At 68.9% G+C, this 16,800-nt stretch carries 11 protein-coding genes and 1 pseudogene; 1 reads left to right on the forward strand and 11 read right to left on the reverse strand.

Annotated features, from left to right (window positions below; translation table 11 throughout):
* Window positions 1-29 precede the first annotated feature (29 nt).
* A pseudogene (locus GDJ08_RS17110) lies at window positions 30-7,163 on the reverse strand (glucoamylase family protein); the annotation flags it as partial.
* Between the two features lie 234 nt (window positions 7,164-7,397).
* On the opposite strand from GDJ08_RS17110, the gene GDJ08_RS17115 reads away from it, so the two are divergent.
* Window positions 7,398-8,720 carry a S41 family peptidase gene (locus GDJ08_RS17115; RefSeq protein ID WP_229296563.1) on the forward strand — a complete coding sequence of 441 codons (1,323 nt, stop codon included), beginning with the start codon at window positions 7,398-7,400 and terminating at the stop codon, window positions 8,718-8,720.
* 97 nt (window positions 8,721-8,817) lie between these two features.
* Here GDJ08_RS17115 and GDJ08_RS17120 read toward each other — a convergent pair whose 3' ends face one another.
* The 10 genes from GDJ08_RS17120 to ccmC all read right to left on the reverse strand — a co-directional run bounded on the left by GDJ08_RS17120 (window position 8,818) and on the right by ccmC (window position 16,800).
* Window positions 8,818-9,747, reverse strand: coding sequence for a DUF6624 domain-containing protein (locus GDJ08_RS17120; protein WP_153165353.1), 930 nt, complete (start codon window positions 9,745-9,747; stop codon window positions 8,818-8,820).
* A 109-nt stretch (window positions 9,748-9,856) separates the two neighbouring features.
* Window positions 9,857-10,138 (reverse strand): DUF1294 domain-containing protein, encoded by a 282-nt coding sequence (locus tag GDJ08_RS17125; RefSeq protein ID WP_153165403.1) that lies wholly within the window; start codon window positions 10,136-10,138, stop codon window positions 9,857-9,859.
* 50 nt (window positions 10,139-10,188) lie between these two features.
* Window positions 10,189-11,301 (reverse strand): homoserine O-acetyltransferase MetX, encoded by a 1,113-nt coding sequence (metX, locus tag GDJ08_RS17130; RefSeq protein WP_153165354.1) that lies wholly within the window; start codon window positions 11,299-11,301, stop codon window positions 10,189-10,191.
* A gap of 72 nt (window positions 11,302-11,373) precedes the next feature.
* A complete protein-coding gene (locus tag GDJ08_RS17135; protein ID WP_206147390.1) occupies window positions 11,374-12,405 on the reverse strand; it encodes a tetratricopeptide repeat protein in 1,032 nt (343 codons plus the stop codon).
* The gene (locus GDJ08_RS17140; protein WP_229296569.1) at window positions 12,399-12,878 is read right to left on the reverse strand and encodes a cytochrome c-type biogenesis protein; all 480 of its coding nucleotides are present in this window, start codon (window positions 12,876-12,878) and stop codon (window positions 12,399-12,401) included. Before GDJ08_RS17140 ends, GDJ08_RS17135 begins: the two co-directional genes overlap by 7 nt.
* Window positions 12,847-13,461, reverse strand: a complete 615-nt coding sequence (locus GDJ08_RS17145; RefSeq protein ID WP_136003288.1) for a DsbE family thiol:disulfide interchange protein — start codon at window positions 13,459-13,461, stop codon at window positions 12,847-12,849. Before GDJ08_RS17145 ends, GDJ08_RS17140 begins: the two co-directional genes overlap by 32 nt.
* 8 nt (window positions 13,462-13,469) lie before the next feature.
* Window positions 13,470-15,383 (reverse strand): heme lyase CcmF/NrfE family subunit, encoded by a 1,914-nt coding sequence (locus GDJ08_RS17150; protein ID WP_153165357.1) that lies wholly within the window; start codon window positions 15,381-15,383, stop codon window positions 13,470-13,472.
* Window positions 15,384-15,845 (reverse strand): cytochrome c maturation protein CcmE, encoded by a 462-nt coding sequence (gene ccmE, locus GDJ08_RS17155; RefSeq protein WP_017357314.1) that lies wholly within the window; start codon window positions 15,843-15,845, stop codon window positions 15,384-15,386.
* Window positions 15,842-16,027, reverse strand: a complete 186-nt coding sequence (locus GDJ08_RS17160) for a heme exporter protein CcmD (RefSeq protein ID WP_017357315.1) — start codon at window positions 16,025-16,027, stop codon at window positions 15,842-15,844. Before GDJ08_RS17160 ends, ccmE begins: the two co-directional genes overlap by 4 nt.
* Window positions 16,024-16,800 carry a heme ABC transporter permease CcmC gene (gene ccmC / locus GDJ08_RS17165; protein WP_017357316.1) on the reverse strand — a complete coding sequence of 259 codons (777 nt, stop codon included), beginning with the start codon at window positions 16,798-16,800 and terminating at the stop codon, window positions 16,024-16,026. The genes GDJ08_RS17160 and ccmC overlap by 4 nt, the downstream gene beginning before the upstream one ends.

The raw sequence follows: 16,800 nt of genomic DNA on the forward strand, positions 1-16,800 counted from the left end.
TGGGCGCCCTGGCGGCTGTGTGCCAACGCGAGCGTTTCCTCGCGGTCGCGCCCCGCGCCAAGGCGGAACGTCGTTTCACTCCGGTCGCCCGGCCCCAGCGTGAGTGGCACCTGGATCGCCGCGCAGGGGTCGAGGCCCGCACCGATCCGCCCATCCAGACGTTCGCGACGCAACGCCGCCGGCGCATGCAGGCTGCCGTTGCGGCCGATGAACTCCAGGCGATCACAGGTCCAGCCGCAGCCTTCTGCATCGGTGTCGAAAAACGCCACCCGGCCGCCGAACTCGGTGCTGTAGCTGTTGCGCGCCAGCAGCGCGCCGGTCTGCGGGTCGCGTTCGGTGACCACGTGCATGCGTGACTTTGTGCGCAGGTCTCCCATGACCCATTCAACGTAGCCGATGGCCGACAGCCGCCGTGGCCGGCCCGAGAGGTTGTGCAGACGCAGGACCGAGAACTTGAGGGGCGCGGTGACGTCGACGAACACCCACAATTCGCTGACGATACCGTCTTCGCTGTGCTAGTAGACCGTGTAGCCGAATCCATGACGCGTACGGTACGCACCGGTGCCCCTGCACGGCAGCGGCATCGGTGACCAGACACGGCCGGTCTCCTCGTCGCGCAGGTAGAAGGCCTCGCCGCCCGTGTCGGACACCGGATCATTGAGCCAGGGCGTCAAGCGGAATTCGTGTGCATTCTCGAACCAGGTGTAGCCCGGCGCACTCTCGCTGACGACCGTGCCCAGGCGGGCGTTCGCGATCACGTTGGCCCACGGCGCCGGCGTCGGGGCACCTTCGCGCACCACCACGACGTACTCGCGGCCGTCCTCGCTGAAACTGCCGGTACCGTTGTCGAACTGGCCGGTGCCGCGGTACGGAAGGAAGGGCCACGGGTCGTCCACCTCTTCATCCTGCTCGGGACCCGGGGGCATCCCGGGCTCGGGTCCGGCCCCGGTGATGGCGGGGTGCCCGGGCGTCGCCTCCATCGACAACGCCAGTTCCTGCTGCTCCACCTGCGGCACCAGGGGCGGGATGCGGCGGGCAGGCAGGGGCTGGCGGCCCACCTGCGCGACCAGCGTGCCGTCCTCGTCGCTGATGACCACGCGGGCGACCGCCTGCAGCAGAATGCGGTCCTCATGACTCATGTTCTGCACCGGCCGGACGAAAATACCGCCCGGGCGATCGAGCAGGCCGGTCTCCGAACTGGCCGCCACCATTCCCAGAATCTGGTCCTGCAGTTTCTGCCGATAGCCGGCCTTGCTGTCGTTCCAGATCACCAGATCGGTGTGAAGTCCCTTCTGGCGCCAGTACGCATGCGCCTGCACCAGTTGCCTGACCAGTTCCACGTTCTCCACGTCGGTGACCTTGAGCAGGACGATGGGCAGGTCGCCCGAGATGGCATGGCCCCACAGCCCGGACTGGCCTCGCTGGTTCTGCTGGAGAACGCCGGTGCCGGCGCGCAGCAGCGCATTGGCGTACAACACGTGGCCGGCCAAGCGTTCGTACAGGGATGCTTCGGCCTGGCTTGCGTTGATCTGCCGGCGCACCACCTGGCTGTGCGTCCAGGCCAGGTCGAAGACGCGGTCGGCCAGGCGACGATCACGGTACTTGTCCACCAGCGCCTCGCAACCGGGGCGGTCGGCGCCGATGCCATACACCATGTCCAGCTGCACGGTCTGCTCGGGCTCAAGCACGACACGCACGCGGATTGCCACGATCGGGTCCAGCACCGAGCCGTCAGTGCCGGAGAGGTCGGTATCGGTAGTCAGCGCCTGCGGCGCCCGCGGGGTGTTGCCACGCCCCAGGAAGCGCGCACGGTCGGTTTCGTATGAGATCGCCACCACCTCCGCATCATGCACCGCGACCAGATGGAACATCCACGGTGGCACCTCGTCGTGCGAGCGTGGTCGGCGGGTGCACAGCACGGCCTGCTTGGCGGCCAGGATCTCACTCTGCACGAAGAGGTTGCTGAAGGCCGGGTGGGCGTCGTCGGACGCTGCAGGTGCCAGCACTACTTCGGCATAGGTGGTGATCTCCACCGTGCGCGGGCGACGGCTGCGGTTGGTCAGGCGCAGGCGCCTGAGTTCGATGTCGTCCTCGGCGGAGATGGCCACCTGCAGGTGGCTCTCGCAGCTGCGGCGCACACCGCGGAACTCTGCCTTGGCGTCGGAGAAGATCGCCTCGTAGTTGTCCATCGGCACGCAGGTGGGCTGATATGCAGCCGACCAGAACTCGCCGCTGTCCACATCGCGCAGATAGCAGAAGGTACCCCAGGCATCGGTAGTGCCGTCTTCGCGCCAACGGGTGAGCGACAGATCGCCGTGGCGACTGTACCCGCCGCCGGCATGGGTCAGCATGCCGTGGTAGCGACCGTTGGACAGCAGCTGCACTTCCGGACGCGGGCCGCCCGGGTCGCGCAGGACGCGCAGGGCCGTCTCGTGTTCGGCCAGGGCGGAGTGCTCGCCCAGGGCTTCGACCTCATGTGGATGGAATACGCCGATGCGCGGGATGCGCTCCTGCAGCAGCAGCAAGGTGGCCTGGAACTCGACGTCGGCAACGAAGCGGCGCTGCATCGGCTGGTCGCGCAACAGGTAATCCAACGACAGCAGCCCCATGCCCTGATGGTGGGCCATGAACGAACGCAGCAGAACGTGATCCTGCCCCGGCGGCACCCGGGCAGGCGTGTAGTCGATGGCTTCGTACATGCCGAAGCGGCCGGAGAACCCCAATGCGTCCAGGGCCTGCAGGTTCTGGCACGCCGCCTCCGGCGCCACCATCAGCGCCATCATGCTGGCATAGGGGGCGATGACCCGATCCTGACCCAGACCGCGCTTGAGCCCCAATCCTGGCACTCCGAACGCGCGGTACTGGTAGTTCAGGCGGGCATCGACGGCGTTGTAGCCCGACTCGGACACGCCCCACGGCAGGTTCAGGGTGCGCCCGTAGACGATCTGTGCCTCGACCGCATGCCGCGTCGTCTGGTCGAGCAGCGTGTCCGGATAGCTCGGCATCACCAGCTGCGGCATGAGGTACTCGAACATCGAGCCACTCCATGACAACAGCGTGGGCGTGCCGTTGACCTCGGTGAGCATCCGGCCAAGCGCGAACCAGCTCTCCTGCGCCAACTGGCCCTGGGCGATGGCGACGAAGGCGCACAGCCGCGCTTCGGAGGCCAGCAGGTCGTAGAAGCTGTTGTCGAGGCGGTGGTCGTCGACGTTGTAACCGATCGACAGCAGGTTGCGGGTCCGGTAGAACAGGAACCCGTATTCCATCAGCGAGAACTGTCCGGCGCGGTGTGCCAGGTCCTGCAGCTGCTCGATGCGCGCGCGTGCATCCGCACCGGCCGTACCGGGCAGGTCGGCCAGTTGGCGCAGGCTGGGCAGCGGCGCGTCGCTGTCCGCGCCGGCATCGGCAGGGATGCCGGCCAGTGAGGCGTGGGCGGCATGGCATTCGGCAGCGAACAGGGCTGGCCAGTGCAGCGCGCCGTCCTCGGGCGATGGCGGTTCCGGCCACTGCACCAGCACCGCGTCGGCCAGACCGGCCAGTTCCTGCAATCGGCCGAGCACCTGCGCCGGCCCGCGGGGCGGGTCGATACGCGTTGACGCCAGGCGCTGGCGAAGGTGGTTGAGGGCGTCGCCCAGGGGCGCGTCATCGGGGCGATGGCGCTGCCGTTCCTCTTCCAGCACGGCGAGCGTATCGGCCAGGCCGTCGAACGTGTGCGGCGCCAACACCGGCGCGTCCACCAGTGCGAGCAGGCCTTGGCGTAGCGTAAGCAGGTGGCCGGCAAGGTTGCCGCTGTCCACGGTGGAGACGTAGCGTGGCGGCAGCGGCGCCAGGGTTTCGGTGTCGTACCAGTTCAGGAAGTGACCGCGATGGCGCGGCAGCTGGTCCAGCGTATCGAACGTGCGGGCTGTCCGTTCCGCCACTGCGTCCTGCTGGAGATAGCCGAAATCCCACGCAGACAGGTTGGCCAGCAGGGACAGGCCGATGTTGGTCGGCGAGGTGCGTCGCGCCACCACCAGCGCGGGATGCTCCTGGATGTTGTCTGGCGGCAACCAATGATCCTGTTCGCGCACCCACGCCTGGAAGAATGACCAGGTACGCCGCGCCAGCCGGCCAAGAAACGCCCGCTGGCTGACCGACAGTTCCGCCACGCTCGCGACCGGCGGCCGACCCAGCCACGCCATCAACGCAGGCGCGAAGGTCCATGCCACCAGCAAGGGCAGGGCGAGCGGCAGTGCCTGCGGACGCACGCTGGCCACGACAGCCGTCAGCGCGAGCGCCAGCAGCGATGCCGGCGCCATCACCCGCCATTCCGCGCTGCGGTCGCCGCCAAGGCGGCGCTCGACTTCGCTGGAGGGGTTCCATTGCAGCAGATGCCGGCGTGTGACGGCCATGCGCCAGAGCGTGCGCAGCACCGCGCCACTGGCCAGCAACGCTTCGTAGGGAAGACAGGCGACCTGGGTGGACGCGCGCAGCAACGACTGCAGCGTTCCGCGCCCCACCTTGATGTAGTGGGCTTCCAGCGGCGTGTCCTCAGGAACGCTCAGCGCATCGCGCAGCATGCCGATCAATGGCGGCGCAAACCACAGCGCGAGCACCCACGCCGTCCATATGGACGGATGTTCGGCACACAGCCAGCCGGCCACCAGCAAGGCCAGGGCAGCGATCGGCACCAGGCTCCGGCGCAGGTTGTCCAGCAGCTTGCCGCGTGACAGCAGACTGAGCCGGTTGCGTTCCCATCCAGATGCCGGCCGCGGTGTCCACGGCAACAACCAGGGCAACAGCTGCCAGTCGCCGCGGATCCAGCGCGCCCGGCGCTTGGCATCGGCAACGTAGCGCTCGGGATAGTCTTCGTACAGGCGCACGTCGCTGACCAGGCCTGCGCGTGCATAGCAGCCTTCCAGCAGGTCGTGGCTGAGGATGCTGTTCTCGGGCAGGCGGCCCTCGAGCGCATGCTCGAAGGCCTCGACGTCATAGATGCCCTTGCCCACGAACGAACCTTCGTCGAACAGGTCCTGGTAGACGTCCGAAACCATGCGCGTGTACGGATCGATGCCGGGCTCGCTGCCGAACATCCTGGCGAAACGCGAGGTGCGCCGCCTGCCCAGGCTGGTGCCGACGCTGGGCTGCAGGATGCCGTAACCCTCCACCACGCGTTGCAGCGTCGGATCGAAGCGCGGGCGGTTGAGCGGGTGCGCCAACGTGGCGACGAATGCGCGTGCGGCATCGCGTGGAAGCTGCGTGTCCGCATCCAGCGTGATCACGTAGCGGACGCCGACCAGGGCAGCCGTGTCACCGACGATGCGCATGAATGCGGCCGCGTTGCCGTGGCGGAGCAGGGCATTGAGCGCTGCCAGCTTGCCGCGCTTGCGCTCGTGCCCCATCCATACCCGTTCGCCCGGGTTCCATTGCCTGGGGCGGTGCAGGAGGTAGAAGCGATCACCGTGTTCCGACACGTAACGGCGATTCAGTTCCTCTATCCGCGCCACGGCGTGCGCAAGCAGGGTGTCGTCCATCGATGTGGTGGCTGCCGCGGCGTCGAGAAAGTCCGTCAGCAGGACAAAGCGCAGGTGAGGATCGCGGTTGGCCAGGAAGCGGACTTCCAGTGCCTCGCTCAGAACGTCGATCCCGTCGATGCTGGACAGCATCGACGGGACCGCGACCACGGTGGCGCAGGATGCAGGGATGCCCTCGCTGAAATCGAGTTTCGGAAGCGGCCTGGGGGTGACCAGCACCGTCGCGGTCCAGTTCACCAAGACGATGCCCAGCTCGCTGAACACCAGCAGCCCGAGCAGCGCGGCCAGCCAGGCCGGCACCGCGCCGCTGCCGGCGGCCAACAGGCCCGCGGTGGCCAGCACCGCCAGCAGCGTGATCGGCAGCAGGTACAGCGCAAGCGGCACGCGATGCGCCAGTGGCCGTGCCTTGCGGTGGCGCGGCGCTGTCTGCGCCACCGCCTCAGCGGTGGTGTGCAGGCCTTCACCGACGAGCCAATAGCCCACGTGCGTGCGTGGCCCATCAGGCGGTCCAGCCGCCCGTGCCAGGTCCAGCGCGATGGTCGCAACACGCTCCTCCGCCACGCGGCTGCCGCGGGCGATCTTCTCCACCACGTGACGGTAGGCGTCGCGGGTGCCGAAATCCATCTGCGCATAGACGGCCATCGGGTCTTCCCGCAGCCGCTGCTCGACCACGCTCATGTCTTCGACAAAGATGCGCCAATCCATCGTGGAGAGAAAGCGCAGGCTGCCGATGCTGTTGCCGATGGAGACCTGGTCGGCCGCCTGCTGCTGCCCCTCGGCGGCGACCAGTTCGTCTATGCGCTGACCGGCTGCGCCTGCCCACTGTTCCAGCCAGGCGATGGGCATGGCCCATGCGCCACCGCGCCCCAGCAGCGAGCGGGTCAGCTCGGCGATGAACGCGCCGGTCAAGGGGGGCGCGGACCGTGCCATGTCGGCCACCACCAGGACCACATCGGTGGGCGTGTCGGACGCCGCCCGATTGAGGCTCTCAGCCCATTGCGCCGCCAGGCGACGGTCAGTGCCATCGCGCATCACCCGCGCCGCCATGCGCCGCAGGTTCTCCAGCAGTGCCAGGCGCAGCATGATGGGAACGGCCCACAGTTCGCCCAGGCTCAGGGGCGCGAGCGACTGGTACGAGGCAATGAAACGGCCCAGCGTGTCGGCGTCGATGCGGCCATCGCCGTGCGCGATGGCCTGCATCGACAGTTCATACACGCGCGGCAACCCGGCCGATGGCCCCGAGGCCAGTGAAGGCAATTGCCGGCTGTAGCCGCGCGGCAGGTGACGCCGCGCGGTCTGGATCTGTTCTTCGATCAGGTAGTAGTTGTCGAGTAGCCATTCCCCGGCCGGGGTGACCGGGCGCTGTTCGCGCACCACGCTGCTGAGCAGCGTGTTGGCGTCTTCCAGGACACGCTCGTTGGCCTGCAGTCGATCAAGCAGGCGCTCCGGGCCAGGTCGCATCCTCACGCGATGCTGGCGCGCGAGGGCGCGGCCATACACCTCCATCTGTTCAACGCTGTACAGCGCGGCACGCAGTGGGCCCTCGGTGGCCTCGATGGCCGGGGCCGACGCCTGGCGTTCGCGCCAGCGCCAACGTACGCGACGACGCAGGCGCAGCCAACGGCCGAAAAGACGAGGAAAGTGGGGCATAGGTTACCGGGGAGGCAGGTCGCGTCATGCATAGTTGCATTGGTGCGGCCGTGGTAGCTGTGAAGGTCGGGTCCGGTTGGCCGTCCTGCGGCGCAAACGAGGCCTGGCTACCCCGTTGGTCCCGTTCACGTTGCGCGGGAGCGTCTCCCACGGCCACACCCCCGCTTGTTGAATGAGACGTACGTGAACTAGCATCGCGATCCCACTCAGACACGGATGTTGAGTATGGTGCGCATGGCTGCGTTCCTTGTGTTGATGCTCCTCAGCGGCGGCGCCACCGCGCGGTCCGTCTGGAACAACATCGGCCCCCACGCGCGGACCAGCGGCGCGGGCGATATCCTGTCGCCCGAGGGGGGAGCGGTCACCGTGTCTGCCGAGTCGGTCGGGCAGGACACGTTCTTCGGTGCCATCACGTCAGTGGACGCCACTGCCTTCCGGGGACGGGAGGTGCGTCTGGCCGGTTCGCTCCTGGTCGCCGAGGGCACCGGCATCGCTGCGCTCTGGCTGCGTGCGGACGGCCCGGACGGACGGTTGGCGTTCGCAAGCACGGGGGCCAGCCCAGCCCGCGCCGGTGAGGGAGCACAGGCGAGGGAGCTGCAGCTCTACATCCCGTCGGACGCGACCCACCTCAAGCTGGGCGTCACGCTGGACGCGGCAGGGCGGGTGAACGTCCAGCGACTCACGCTGACGTCGGAACCTGCGGTGTCGGCAGGTGTTTCTGCGTACGACATGATCGCCTATGCGCTTCCGATCATCCGCGCGAACGCATTGAACGCCGGCAATGTGGACTGGTCAGCCCAGGAGGCGATGATGCGGGCCCCCGGCCTCGCGCAACGTCCTGCGCAGGAGGCGTATGGCCGACTGCAGCGGGTGCTGAATGCGCTCGGTGACCGGCACAGTTTCCTGCAGGTGCCGGGTCAGGCCTCGACGGCCCGCACGACCGCCGTGGCATCGACGGCTATTGAATCGCGGCAGATGCAGGACATCGGTTACGTGCTCGTACCGGGGCTGCGCGGAACCGATGCCGCAGCCGGCGACGCATTCAGCGCCGAACTCTGCGAGAAGATCGCCACTCTGGCGCCCACGTCGTCCAAGGGCTGGATCGTCGATCTTCGCCAGAACACCGGCGGCAATATGTGGCCCATGTTGAGTGGGTTGGGTCCGCTGCTCGGCGCTGGCGACATCGGCGCGAACCGCACCCGGGACGGTGCAGTGACCCGCTGGCCTTCTCGCGGCGCCAAGGCATGCACCATCGACCTGGCCCGCAGTCGCGTGGCCGTGCTGGTGGGCGCGAAGACCGCCAGCTCTGGTGAGGCGGTCGCCGTTGCATTCAGGGGCCGCCCTGACACCCGGTTCTTCGGCGAGCCAACCTCGGGGCGGGCAACCTCCAACCGAACCTATCCACTTCCCGACGGCGGCGCACTCCTGTTGACGACCGCGATGTTCGTGGATCGCCAGGGGGATGTGTATCCGCAGGGCATACGGCCGGAAACGCCTGCATCGGGTGAGCAGGGCGGCTTCGAGGCAGCAGCGGCGTGGCTGCGTTCGCCGCCTTGAGGGCGTGTGCGCATCATTCGCCCGGCTTCAGCAGGGTCCATTCGGCAAGGTGGTCATCCAGGTCGCCTGACGGACTGCGGTGGCGTTCCGGCCGGCGCTAGCGAACCTGCTTGCCGTACATCTCTGCCAGTACGGCTTTGTAGGCGGCCAGCGGCTGCAGTCCCACCTCGCGGCGGCGTGCGTCCAGCCCGTCCATATCGGCAGTGGGCTGGAGCTCGAAGATGCCGTCGGCGTTCTCCTTGAACTGGCTGCCGTAGCGCTGCGGTTTGCCTTGGGCGAGCAGCACGCGATCGGTGAGCAGGGCGTAGTCGGCGAAGTCGGCTTCACCGCGCCTTGCGGCGGTCTCGATCAGTGGCAGCATCTCGGCCTGGAAGGCCGGGTCATGATCGGCGTGCTGCACGATCACCCAGGCGGCCTTGGCACCATCGGCGCCTACCCGCGAGCGCTCCGGCCAGCCCTTCTCGGCAACCGTTGCTTTCAGCCAGGTGGCGTTTTCCACGCTTACCGGCGTGGTCTGCGCCCAGGCGCTGCCGCCGCCGGCCGCGACCGCCGCGTGCTGGGCGGCCTGGTCCTTCGCCTCGCGCTGCAGCAGCGCGTCGCGCAGGGGAGCATCGCGTTGTGCGGCGTGTCTGTGTTCTTCGGCGGCGATGCGTTGCAGCACCGAAGGCCAGACCGGATCGGCGCGCAGGGCGTCCAGGCCAGGCCGCGCTTTGGTGCGCAGGTCGTCCAGCGGCAGACGGCCGGTGGGCAGCAGGGCGTCGATATAGACCAGCGCGGCAGCGCGATCGCCGGAGGCTGCCGCGCATTCGACCAGCAGCAGTTCGCCACCGGCGGGGAACGCGCCGCCGCTGTTGTACAGCGTGTCCAACGTCCGGGTACAGCCAGCAAAATTGTCCGCGCCGTATTGTTCGACGGCATCGAAGAAGGTGCCCGGGGACGCAGCGCCGGCAAGCAGCGGTGCCGACAGCAGCAGGGCCGTGGAGACGACCTTCTTCAGGGGGGACAGAGAGATCGAACACGGATGCATGGCATTCCTCCTTGAACGGCAGTCCTGGCCCGGTCCGAGTTGCCGGGTGCACGGGCAGGCTAGCAGATCCACCGTTGCCGTTGGTCGTGGTACCCGCCTGCGGCCGGTACTATCTGAGCAGGGCGGCCAGCGAGGCGACGTTGGCCACGGCGCATAGCACGAAGATCCCTTGGAAGGCGGTCTTGCGGTGCTTGTGGCGGAACAAGGACTGGCCGAGCAGGGCACCCGGCCAGCCTCCGGCGAAGGCCAGCAGTTGCAGGGTGCGTTCGGGCGTGCGCCAAGTGCCGCGTTGCGCGGCGCGCTTGTCCACGCCATACAGCGTAAATGCCACCGCGCTGGTCAGCGCGTACCAGGCTGCGGCCCACAGCGGCAGCGCGCCGGTGACCGTCATGGCGATCAGGGCGCCGGCCGCAGCGAGGGCGAGGTAGCGTCGCAGGTGCGTCACAGCGTGCCGAGGAAGTCGCCCACGGCCGGGCCGAAGCGTGCGAAATCGACCAGGAAGGCGTCGTGCCCCTGTGGCGATTCCAGCCCGATGAACTGCGCATCGGCGCCCCCGGCACGCAGGCCGTCGGCGATCTGCTGCTGCTGCTGCACCGGGAACAGGATGTCGGTGTTGGCGCCGATCGCCAGCGCCTTGTCCACCCGGATCCGGGCCAGGCCAGCCAGCACGTCGCCGTCGGCGTACTCGGCCAGGTCGAACCAGTCCATCGAGCGGCTCAGGTACAGGTAGCAGTTGGGGTCGAAGAAGCGAACGAAGCGACGCGCGTGGCCCTCGAGATAGCTTTCGACCTGGAACTCCAGGCCGAACGGATCGTCGTCGGTCTGGTCCGAATCCAGCCGCACGCGACCGAAACGGCCGTCCCATTCCAGCGCCGAACGGTAGGTGATGACGCCGAGCTTGCGCGCCATGCGCATGCCCGATTCGGGATAGCTGTCTTCGCTGTACTGGCCGGCATCCCAGCGCGGATCGAGGCGGATCGCTTCGCGCTGCAGCGAGCGGATGGCAATGGAGAACGGCAGCGCCTGCGCGCTGCCGGAGATGTTGATGTGGCTGCGTGCGATGCCGGGCGCAAGCAGCAGCACGGCCAGCGCGGTCATGCCGCCCATCGAATTGCCGATCACGCAGGCGAGCTGGTCGATGCCGAGCGCGCGCACAAGATCGATGGCCGCGTTCGCGCCATCCTCGATCGACAGCTCCGGGAAGTGCAGGCGATACGGCTGCCCGGTGGCCGGGTCGATGCTGGCCGGTCCCGTGGAGCCCTTGCAGCTGCCCAGCGAGTTGACGCACACCACGAACCAGCGGTTGGTATCGATCGGCTTGCCCGGCCCGAGCATCGGCTCCCACCAGCCGGCAGCCGGATTGCCCGCATTGGCGGCGGCATGTGCGTCCGGCGACAGGCCGGTCACCAGCAGAATCGCATTGCCGGCCTGCGCATCCAGCGTGCCCCAGGTTTCATAGGCGACATGGGCGCCATGCAACTGGCCGCCGCGCTTGAACGCGAACGGCGAGGGCAAGGCGTGGTAGCGCGTGCCCGGTGGGATGAATTCAGTCATGCGGGCATTCTAGCTCGCCCGAATCGGTGCACGGTGCCGCTGGCGGCACGCTGTATCGCGGTGATCGCCCGCTCAGGGCGAGCCCAGCACCAGCTGCACCGGGGCGGCATGGGGCAGGCTCACGCGCACCACCGCCGAGTCGAGGTCGCCCTCCTGGCGGGTGGCGTTGCCGGACGCGGACAGCCGGGCGAACACCTCCACCTCGTCGAGCGCCGACAACGGCTGGGTCGGCATCGGGCTGTCGGCATCGTCCAGCGTGACCACCAGCGGCAGTGCATCGGCGCGGTGTTTTTCCACGGCCACCGGCATTGGCGGGCCGCCCGGTACCCGGGCGATGACGAACACGCTGGTATCGCCGTGCAGGCGTGCACGCGCGGCGAACTGCGGGTCGAGCATGACCTTGATGGTCAGGCCGGGGCGCGCGGCGCTGGCGTCGGCGGAGCCGGCGGGGCCGGCGGGGCCGGCGGGGCCGGCCGGCAGCCCGGCGCTGGCCCGGGCGATGGCGATCTGCTCGCGCAACGCAGTGGCCGCGCCCGGGTCCAGGCGCGGCAGCAGCGCTTCCCAGGTGGCGGCAGCGTCGGCATCCTGGCCGCGCTGGCGCTGTGCGATGCCGATCAGCCAGCCGGCGCGTTCGCTCTCGGGCGCGAGCTGGGCGGCGTGGCGCAGCCACGTCAGTGCGGTATCGTCGAAGCGTTTGTCCGGGTCGGCCTGGGCGCGTGCCTGCGCCGCTTCGACCAGGACCACCGGCTCATCCGGTGCGAGCGCGATGGCGCGTGCATAGGCGCGGTTGGCGGCCTCGAGGTTGCCGAGCGCCAACTGCGAACGTCCCAGCAGTGCCCAGCCGTCGGCGCGTTGCGGGTCACGCGCCAGCGCCTGCTCCAGGTCCTGCACACCGTCGCGCAGCGTCGCCGGGGCGGTGCGTTGCGCTTCCTCGGCCGCCTGCGGTGTGCCTACCAGCAGATACAGCGACGCGCCGGCGATGCCCATTGCCAGCGCCCCACCGAGAAAGGGCCCGCGGCCGGTGCGGCGCAGCGGCCACAACACCACCATCGCCATGACCGCCGCGACCAGCCCGGCCAGCACCATCAGCCACTCGCTCACCAGTGATCCTCGCGTTGTTCGATAGGCTGGATGCGGCGGCCGCGCCGGCGCACCACCCACACCAGCACGCCGGCACCGGCCAGGAGCGCGAGCGGCGGGCCGAACCACAGCAGTGCGTTGCGCGCATCCATCGGCGGCCGGTACAGCACGAAGCTGCCGTAGCGCTCGACCAGGAACTGTTTGATCTGGGCATCGTCGCGGCCCTGCTGCATCAGCGCCAGCACTTCCCGGCGCAGGTCGTGGGCGATCTGCGCATCCGAATCGGCCAGTGACTGGTTCTGGCACTGCACGCAACGCAGTTCGGCGGTGAGCGCATGGAAGCGCGCTTCCTCGGCGGCGTTGCGGTACTGCAGCGGGGTGGGGTCGGACACGGCCTGCGCCAGCGCCGCCAGCGGCGCCAGCAGCGCCAGCGCGAGCAGCGCGGCGCCTGCCCGCGCGCGCGGGTTACGGTGCGGCCGGCAGATGATGCTGGGCATCGGCATTGGCGCGTTCCACCTTGTCCAGTTCGGGAATCAGCTGGGTATCGATCACCCGCTGGCTCAGCGCGCCGCTGTACTTCCAGCGCACCACGCCGCTGGCGTCGACCAGGAAGGTTTCCGGCGCGGCGGTGACGCCCCAGTCGATGGCCGTGCGGCCCTCGACGTCGCTCAGGACCAGCACGAACGGGTTGCCGAGCTGCTCCAGCCAGCGCAGCGCGTCGGCCGGTTCGTCCTTCCAGTTGTAGCCGATCACGCGCACGCGTTTGGTTTCGGCGAAGCGGGTCAGGACCGGGTGTTCTTCACGGCAGGCCGCGCACCAGCTGCCCCATACGTTGAGCACGTAGGGCGCGCCGCGCAGCTCGGCGCTGCTCACGGTGATGGTGGGATCGTGCAGGACCGGCAGCTGGAAAGCAGGGGCGGGCTTGCCGATCAGCGCGGACGGCAGCACATCGCGGTCGGGCGCGCCGGACTTCATCACGCCATACACCATCAGACCCAGCAGCCCGAAGAAGAACAGCACGCCGATCACGATCGCAACCGGTGGCAGCGGGCGGGACGGGGTGGGGCGGGGATCGGACATGGGAACTCCTACGGGCGACGGAAACGGCGGTCGGCGGCGGTGACGAAGCCACCCAGGGCCATCAACAGCGCGCCCAGCCAGATCCAGCGGACGAACGGTTTGATGTGCACGCGCACGGCCCACGCATTGTTGCCCAGCGGCTCGCCCAGCGCCACGTACACATCGCCGCTGATGCGGGCGTGGATGCCGGCTTCGGTCATGACCTGGCCGCCGCTGGCATAGGCGCGTTTCTCCGGATGCAGCAGGGCCAGCTCGCGGCCGTGGCGCAGCACGCGGACGTGGCCGCGGTCGGCGCTGTAGTTCGGGCCCTGCTGGTGGTCCACGCCTTCGAAGCGAAGTTCGTAGGCGCCCACCTGCACTGCCTGGCCCGGAGCGAGGGCGACTTCGCGCTGCACGTTGAGCGCCTCCACCAGCAGCGCGCCGGCCAGGAACACCGCCACGCCGCCGTGGGCCAGCAGCATGCCGACCATCTCGGCGTTGAAACGACCGTTGCCACGCAGGCGGGTCCACACGAAGCGCGCGGTGCCCAGCGCCACCCAGGCCGCAGCGGCAACGCCGGCGGCGGTCTTGAGTGCGCCCTGCGGCGCCATGAAGTAGGCGATGACGCCCAGCAGCAGCGACAGCGCGGCCCACGGCGGAAGCATGGCCAGCGCGCGCGAGGCCTGGTCGCGCTGCCAGTTCACCAGCGGCCCGAGCGGCAGCAGCGCCACCAGGGGCGCCATCAGCACCACGAACAGGGTGCCGAAATACGGCGGGCCGACCGAGACTTTGCCCAGCCCGAGCGCATCGGCCAGCAGCGGGTACAGGGTGCCGAGCAGGACCATGCCGCAGGCGGCGGCCAGCAGCAGGTTGTTGGCCAGCAGCAGGGTCTCGCGCGAGGTCGGCATGAACCCGCGCCGGGGATCATCGTTGCCCAGCGCACCGGCGCGCAGCGCGTACAGCAGCAGCGCGCCACCGACGACCAGGGCCAGGAACACCAGGATGAAGGTGCCGCGCGAGGGATCGGCGGCGAACGAATGCACGCTGGTGAGTACGCCCGAGCGCACCAGGAAGGTGCCCAGCAGCGACAGCGCGAATGCGGCGATGGCCAGCAGCAGTGTCCAGCTGGCGAAGCTGCCGCGCTTCTCGGTGACCGCCTGCGAGTGGATCAGCGCGGCACCGGCCAGCCACGGCAGGAAACTGGCGTTCTCCACCGGGTCCCAGAACCACCAGCCGCCCCAGCCGAGTTCGTAGTACGCCCACCAGCTGCCCAGCGCGATGCCGAGGGTCAGAAAGCCCCACGCCACGTTGGTCCACGGCCGGGTCCAGCGCAGCCAGCGTGCATCCACGCGGCCTTCCAGCAGGGCAGCGATGGCGAAGGCGAACGGCACGGCGAAACCGACATAGCCCAGGTACAGCATCGGCGGATGGATGATCAGCCCGGGGTCCTGCAGCAGCGGATTCAGGTCGCGGCCTTCCAGCGGCGCCGGCAGCAGCCGCGCGAATGGATTGGAGGTGAAGATCAGGAACGCCAGGAAGCCGATGCTGATGATGCCGAGCACGCCAAGCACGCGTGCGCGCACGTCCGGCGGCAGCCGTCTGGACCACAGCGCCACCGCGCCGCTCCACAGCGCCAACACCAGCGCCCACAGCAGCAGGGAGCCTTCATGCGCACCCCATACCGCCGAGTAACGGTACGCCATCGGCAGCAGCGAGTTGGAGTTCTCGGCGACGTACCGCACCGAGAAGTCCTGCACCACGAAGGCCACGGTCAGCACGGCGAACGCGCCCAGCAGCAGGGCCAGCTGGGCAAAGGCCGCCGGCCGCGCCACCGCCATCCAGGCCTGCTGGCCGCGCTGGGCGCCCCACAGCGGCAGCACGGCCTGCAGCAGGGCCATCAGCAGGGCGCTCACCAGCAGAACCTGCCCCAGTTCGGGCAGCACTCAGCGGGTCTCCGCAGCGGGCATGGTCACGTCGTGCCTGGTATGCGCCTGGCCCATTTTGTCGGCCACTTCCTTGGGGATGTAGTTCTCGTCGTGCTTGGCCAGCACTTCATCGGCAATGAAGCGGCCGTCCTGCAGGCGGCCGCTGGCCACCACGGCGGTCCCTTCGCGGAACATGTCCGGCAGGATGCGCGAAGTGGTCACCGGCAGCACGGCATCACCGTCGGTCACCACGAAATGGGCATCGAGCGAACCGGATGCGCGCTCGAACGATCCCTTGACCACCATGCCGCCAAGCCGGAAGCGCGACTGCGCATCCACATCGCCGCGCAGCACTTCCGACGGCGTATAGAGATAGGCGATGTTCCGCTGCAGCGCGAAGGCCACCAGCGTGGTTGCCAGCCCCGAGGCGAGCAGCAGCAGCAGCACCCAGACCATGCGACGACGCTGCGACGGGGTCATCGGGTGAGCTCCGTGGCCAGCGGCGTGTCGGGAAGCGCCTTGGTGCGCGCCTGCAACCGCTGCTGGCGCCGCAGTGCCTGCCGCCGGGCCACGCGCAGACGCAGCCAGGAGCCGAGCGCGTCGCTTCCCAGCACCAGCACGAACACCGCGTAGGCGGCGATGATGAAGGGGACGTGCGTCATCGCGGCAGCTCCTCGGATGTGGCCGGCGCGGTGTCGCCGAAGCGCTCGCCGACCCAGGCCTTGCCGGCCTCGCGCGCGAGGTTGTCGGCGCGCGCTTTGGCCAGCAGCGAACCGACGAACCAGAGTTTGGTGGCCACCACCATCCACCACAGCGGGGCGATCAGCTCCGGGCGCACTGCGTTGGTGCCGAACACGTTGATCGACTGGCGCTGGTGCAGGCCGCCAAACCAGTCGACCGAATAGCGGATCACCGGCAGCAGGCCGACGCCGACAATGGCCAGCAGCCCGGCCGCGCGTGCGGCGCTGCGTCGGTCGTCGATGGCGTGGTAGAGACCGATCACGCCCAGGTACAGGAACAGCAGGATCAGTTCGCTGGTGAGGCGTGGGTCCCAGTCCCACCAGCCGCCCCAGGTTCCTTTGCCCCAGATGCTGCCGGTGAGCAGGGTGATCAGGGTGAAGCCGGCGCCCATCGGCGCGCAGGCCATTGCCAGGATTTCGCAGATTTTGATCCGCCACACCAGGGCGATGACCGCGTAGAAGGCCATCAGGGCGAACACGAACAGGCTCATCCACGCGCTGGGCACGTGGATGTAGATGATCCGGAAGGCATCGTTCTGGGTCTGCTCGGCAGGTACCACGAACAGGCCCTGCCACATGCCGAGCAGCAGCACCGGCACCGCGGCGACATAGAAGATGCGCGACCACCGCGTGGCGAAGCGGTCGAAGGTGGGCGGTGAACCGAGTTGATGGAACCAGCGGACTATCGGGTGCAT

Source organism: Stenotrophomonas nematodicola, assembly GCF_009467805.1.
GTDB lineage: Bacteria > Pseudomonadota > Gammaproteobacteria > Xanthomonadales > Xanthomonadaceae > Stenotrophomonas > Stenotrophomonas nematodicola.

Coding starts and splice junctions, on each gene's coding strand:
- GDJ08_RS17160 (WP_017357315.1), bottom strand. CDS start 16,027: ATGACGCACGTCCCCTTCATCATCGCCGCCTACGCGGTGTTCGTGCTG.
- ccmE (WP_017357314.1), bottom strand. CDS start 15,845: ATGACCCCGTCGCAGCGTCGTCGCATGGTCTGGGTGCTGCTGCTGCTG.
- GDJ08_RS17120 (WP_153165353.1), bottom strand. CDS start 9,747: ATGCATCCGTGTTCGATCTCTCTGTCCCCCCTGAAGAAGGTCGTCTCC.
- GDJ08_RS17140 (WP_229296569.1), bottom strand. CDS start 12,878: ATGCCCAGCATCATCTGCCGGCCGCACCGTAACCCGCGCGCGCGGGCA.
- metX (WP_153165354.1), bottom strand. CDS start 11,301: ATGACTGAATTCATCCCACCGGGCACGCGCTACCACGCCTTGCCCTCG.
- GDJ08_RS17125 (WP_153165403.1), bottom strand. CDS start 10,138: ATGACGGTCACCGGCGCGCTGCCGCTGTGGGCCGCAGCCTGGTACGCG.
- GDJ08_RS17145 (WP_136003288.1), bottom strand. CDS start 13,461: ATGTCCGATCCCCGCCCCACCCCGTCCCGCCCGCTGCCACCGGTTGCG.
- ccmC (WP_017357316.1), bottom strand. CDS start 16,800: ATGCACCCGATAGTCCGCTGGTTCCATCAACTCGGTTCACCGCCCACC.
- GDJ08_RS17115 (WP_229296563.1), top strand. CDS start 7,398: ATGGCTGCGTTCCTTGTGTTGATGCTCCTCAGCGGCGGCGCCACCGCG.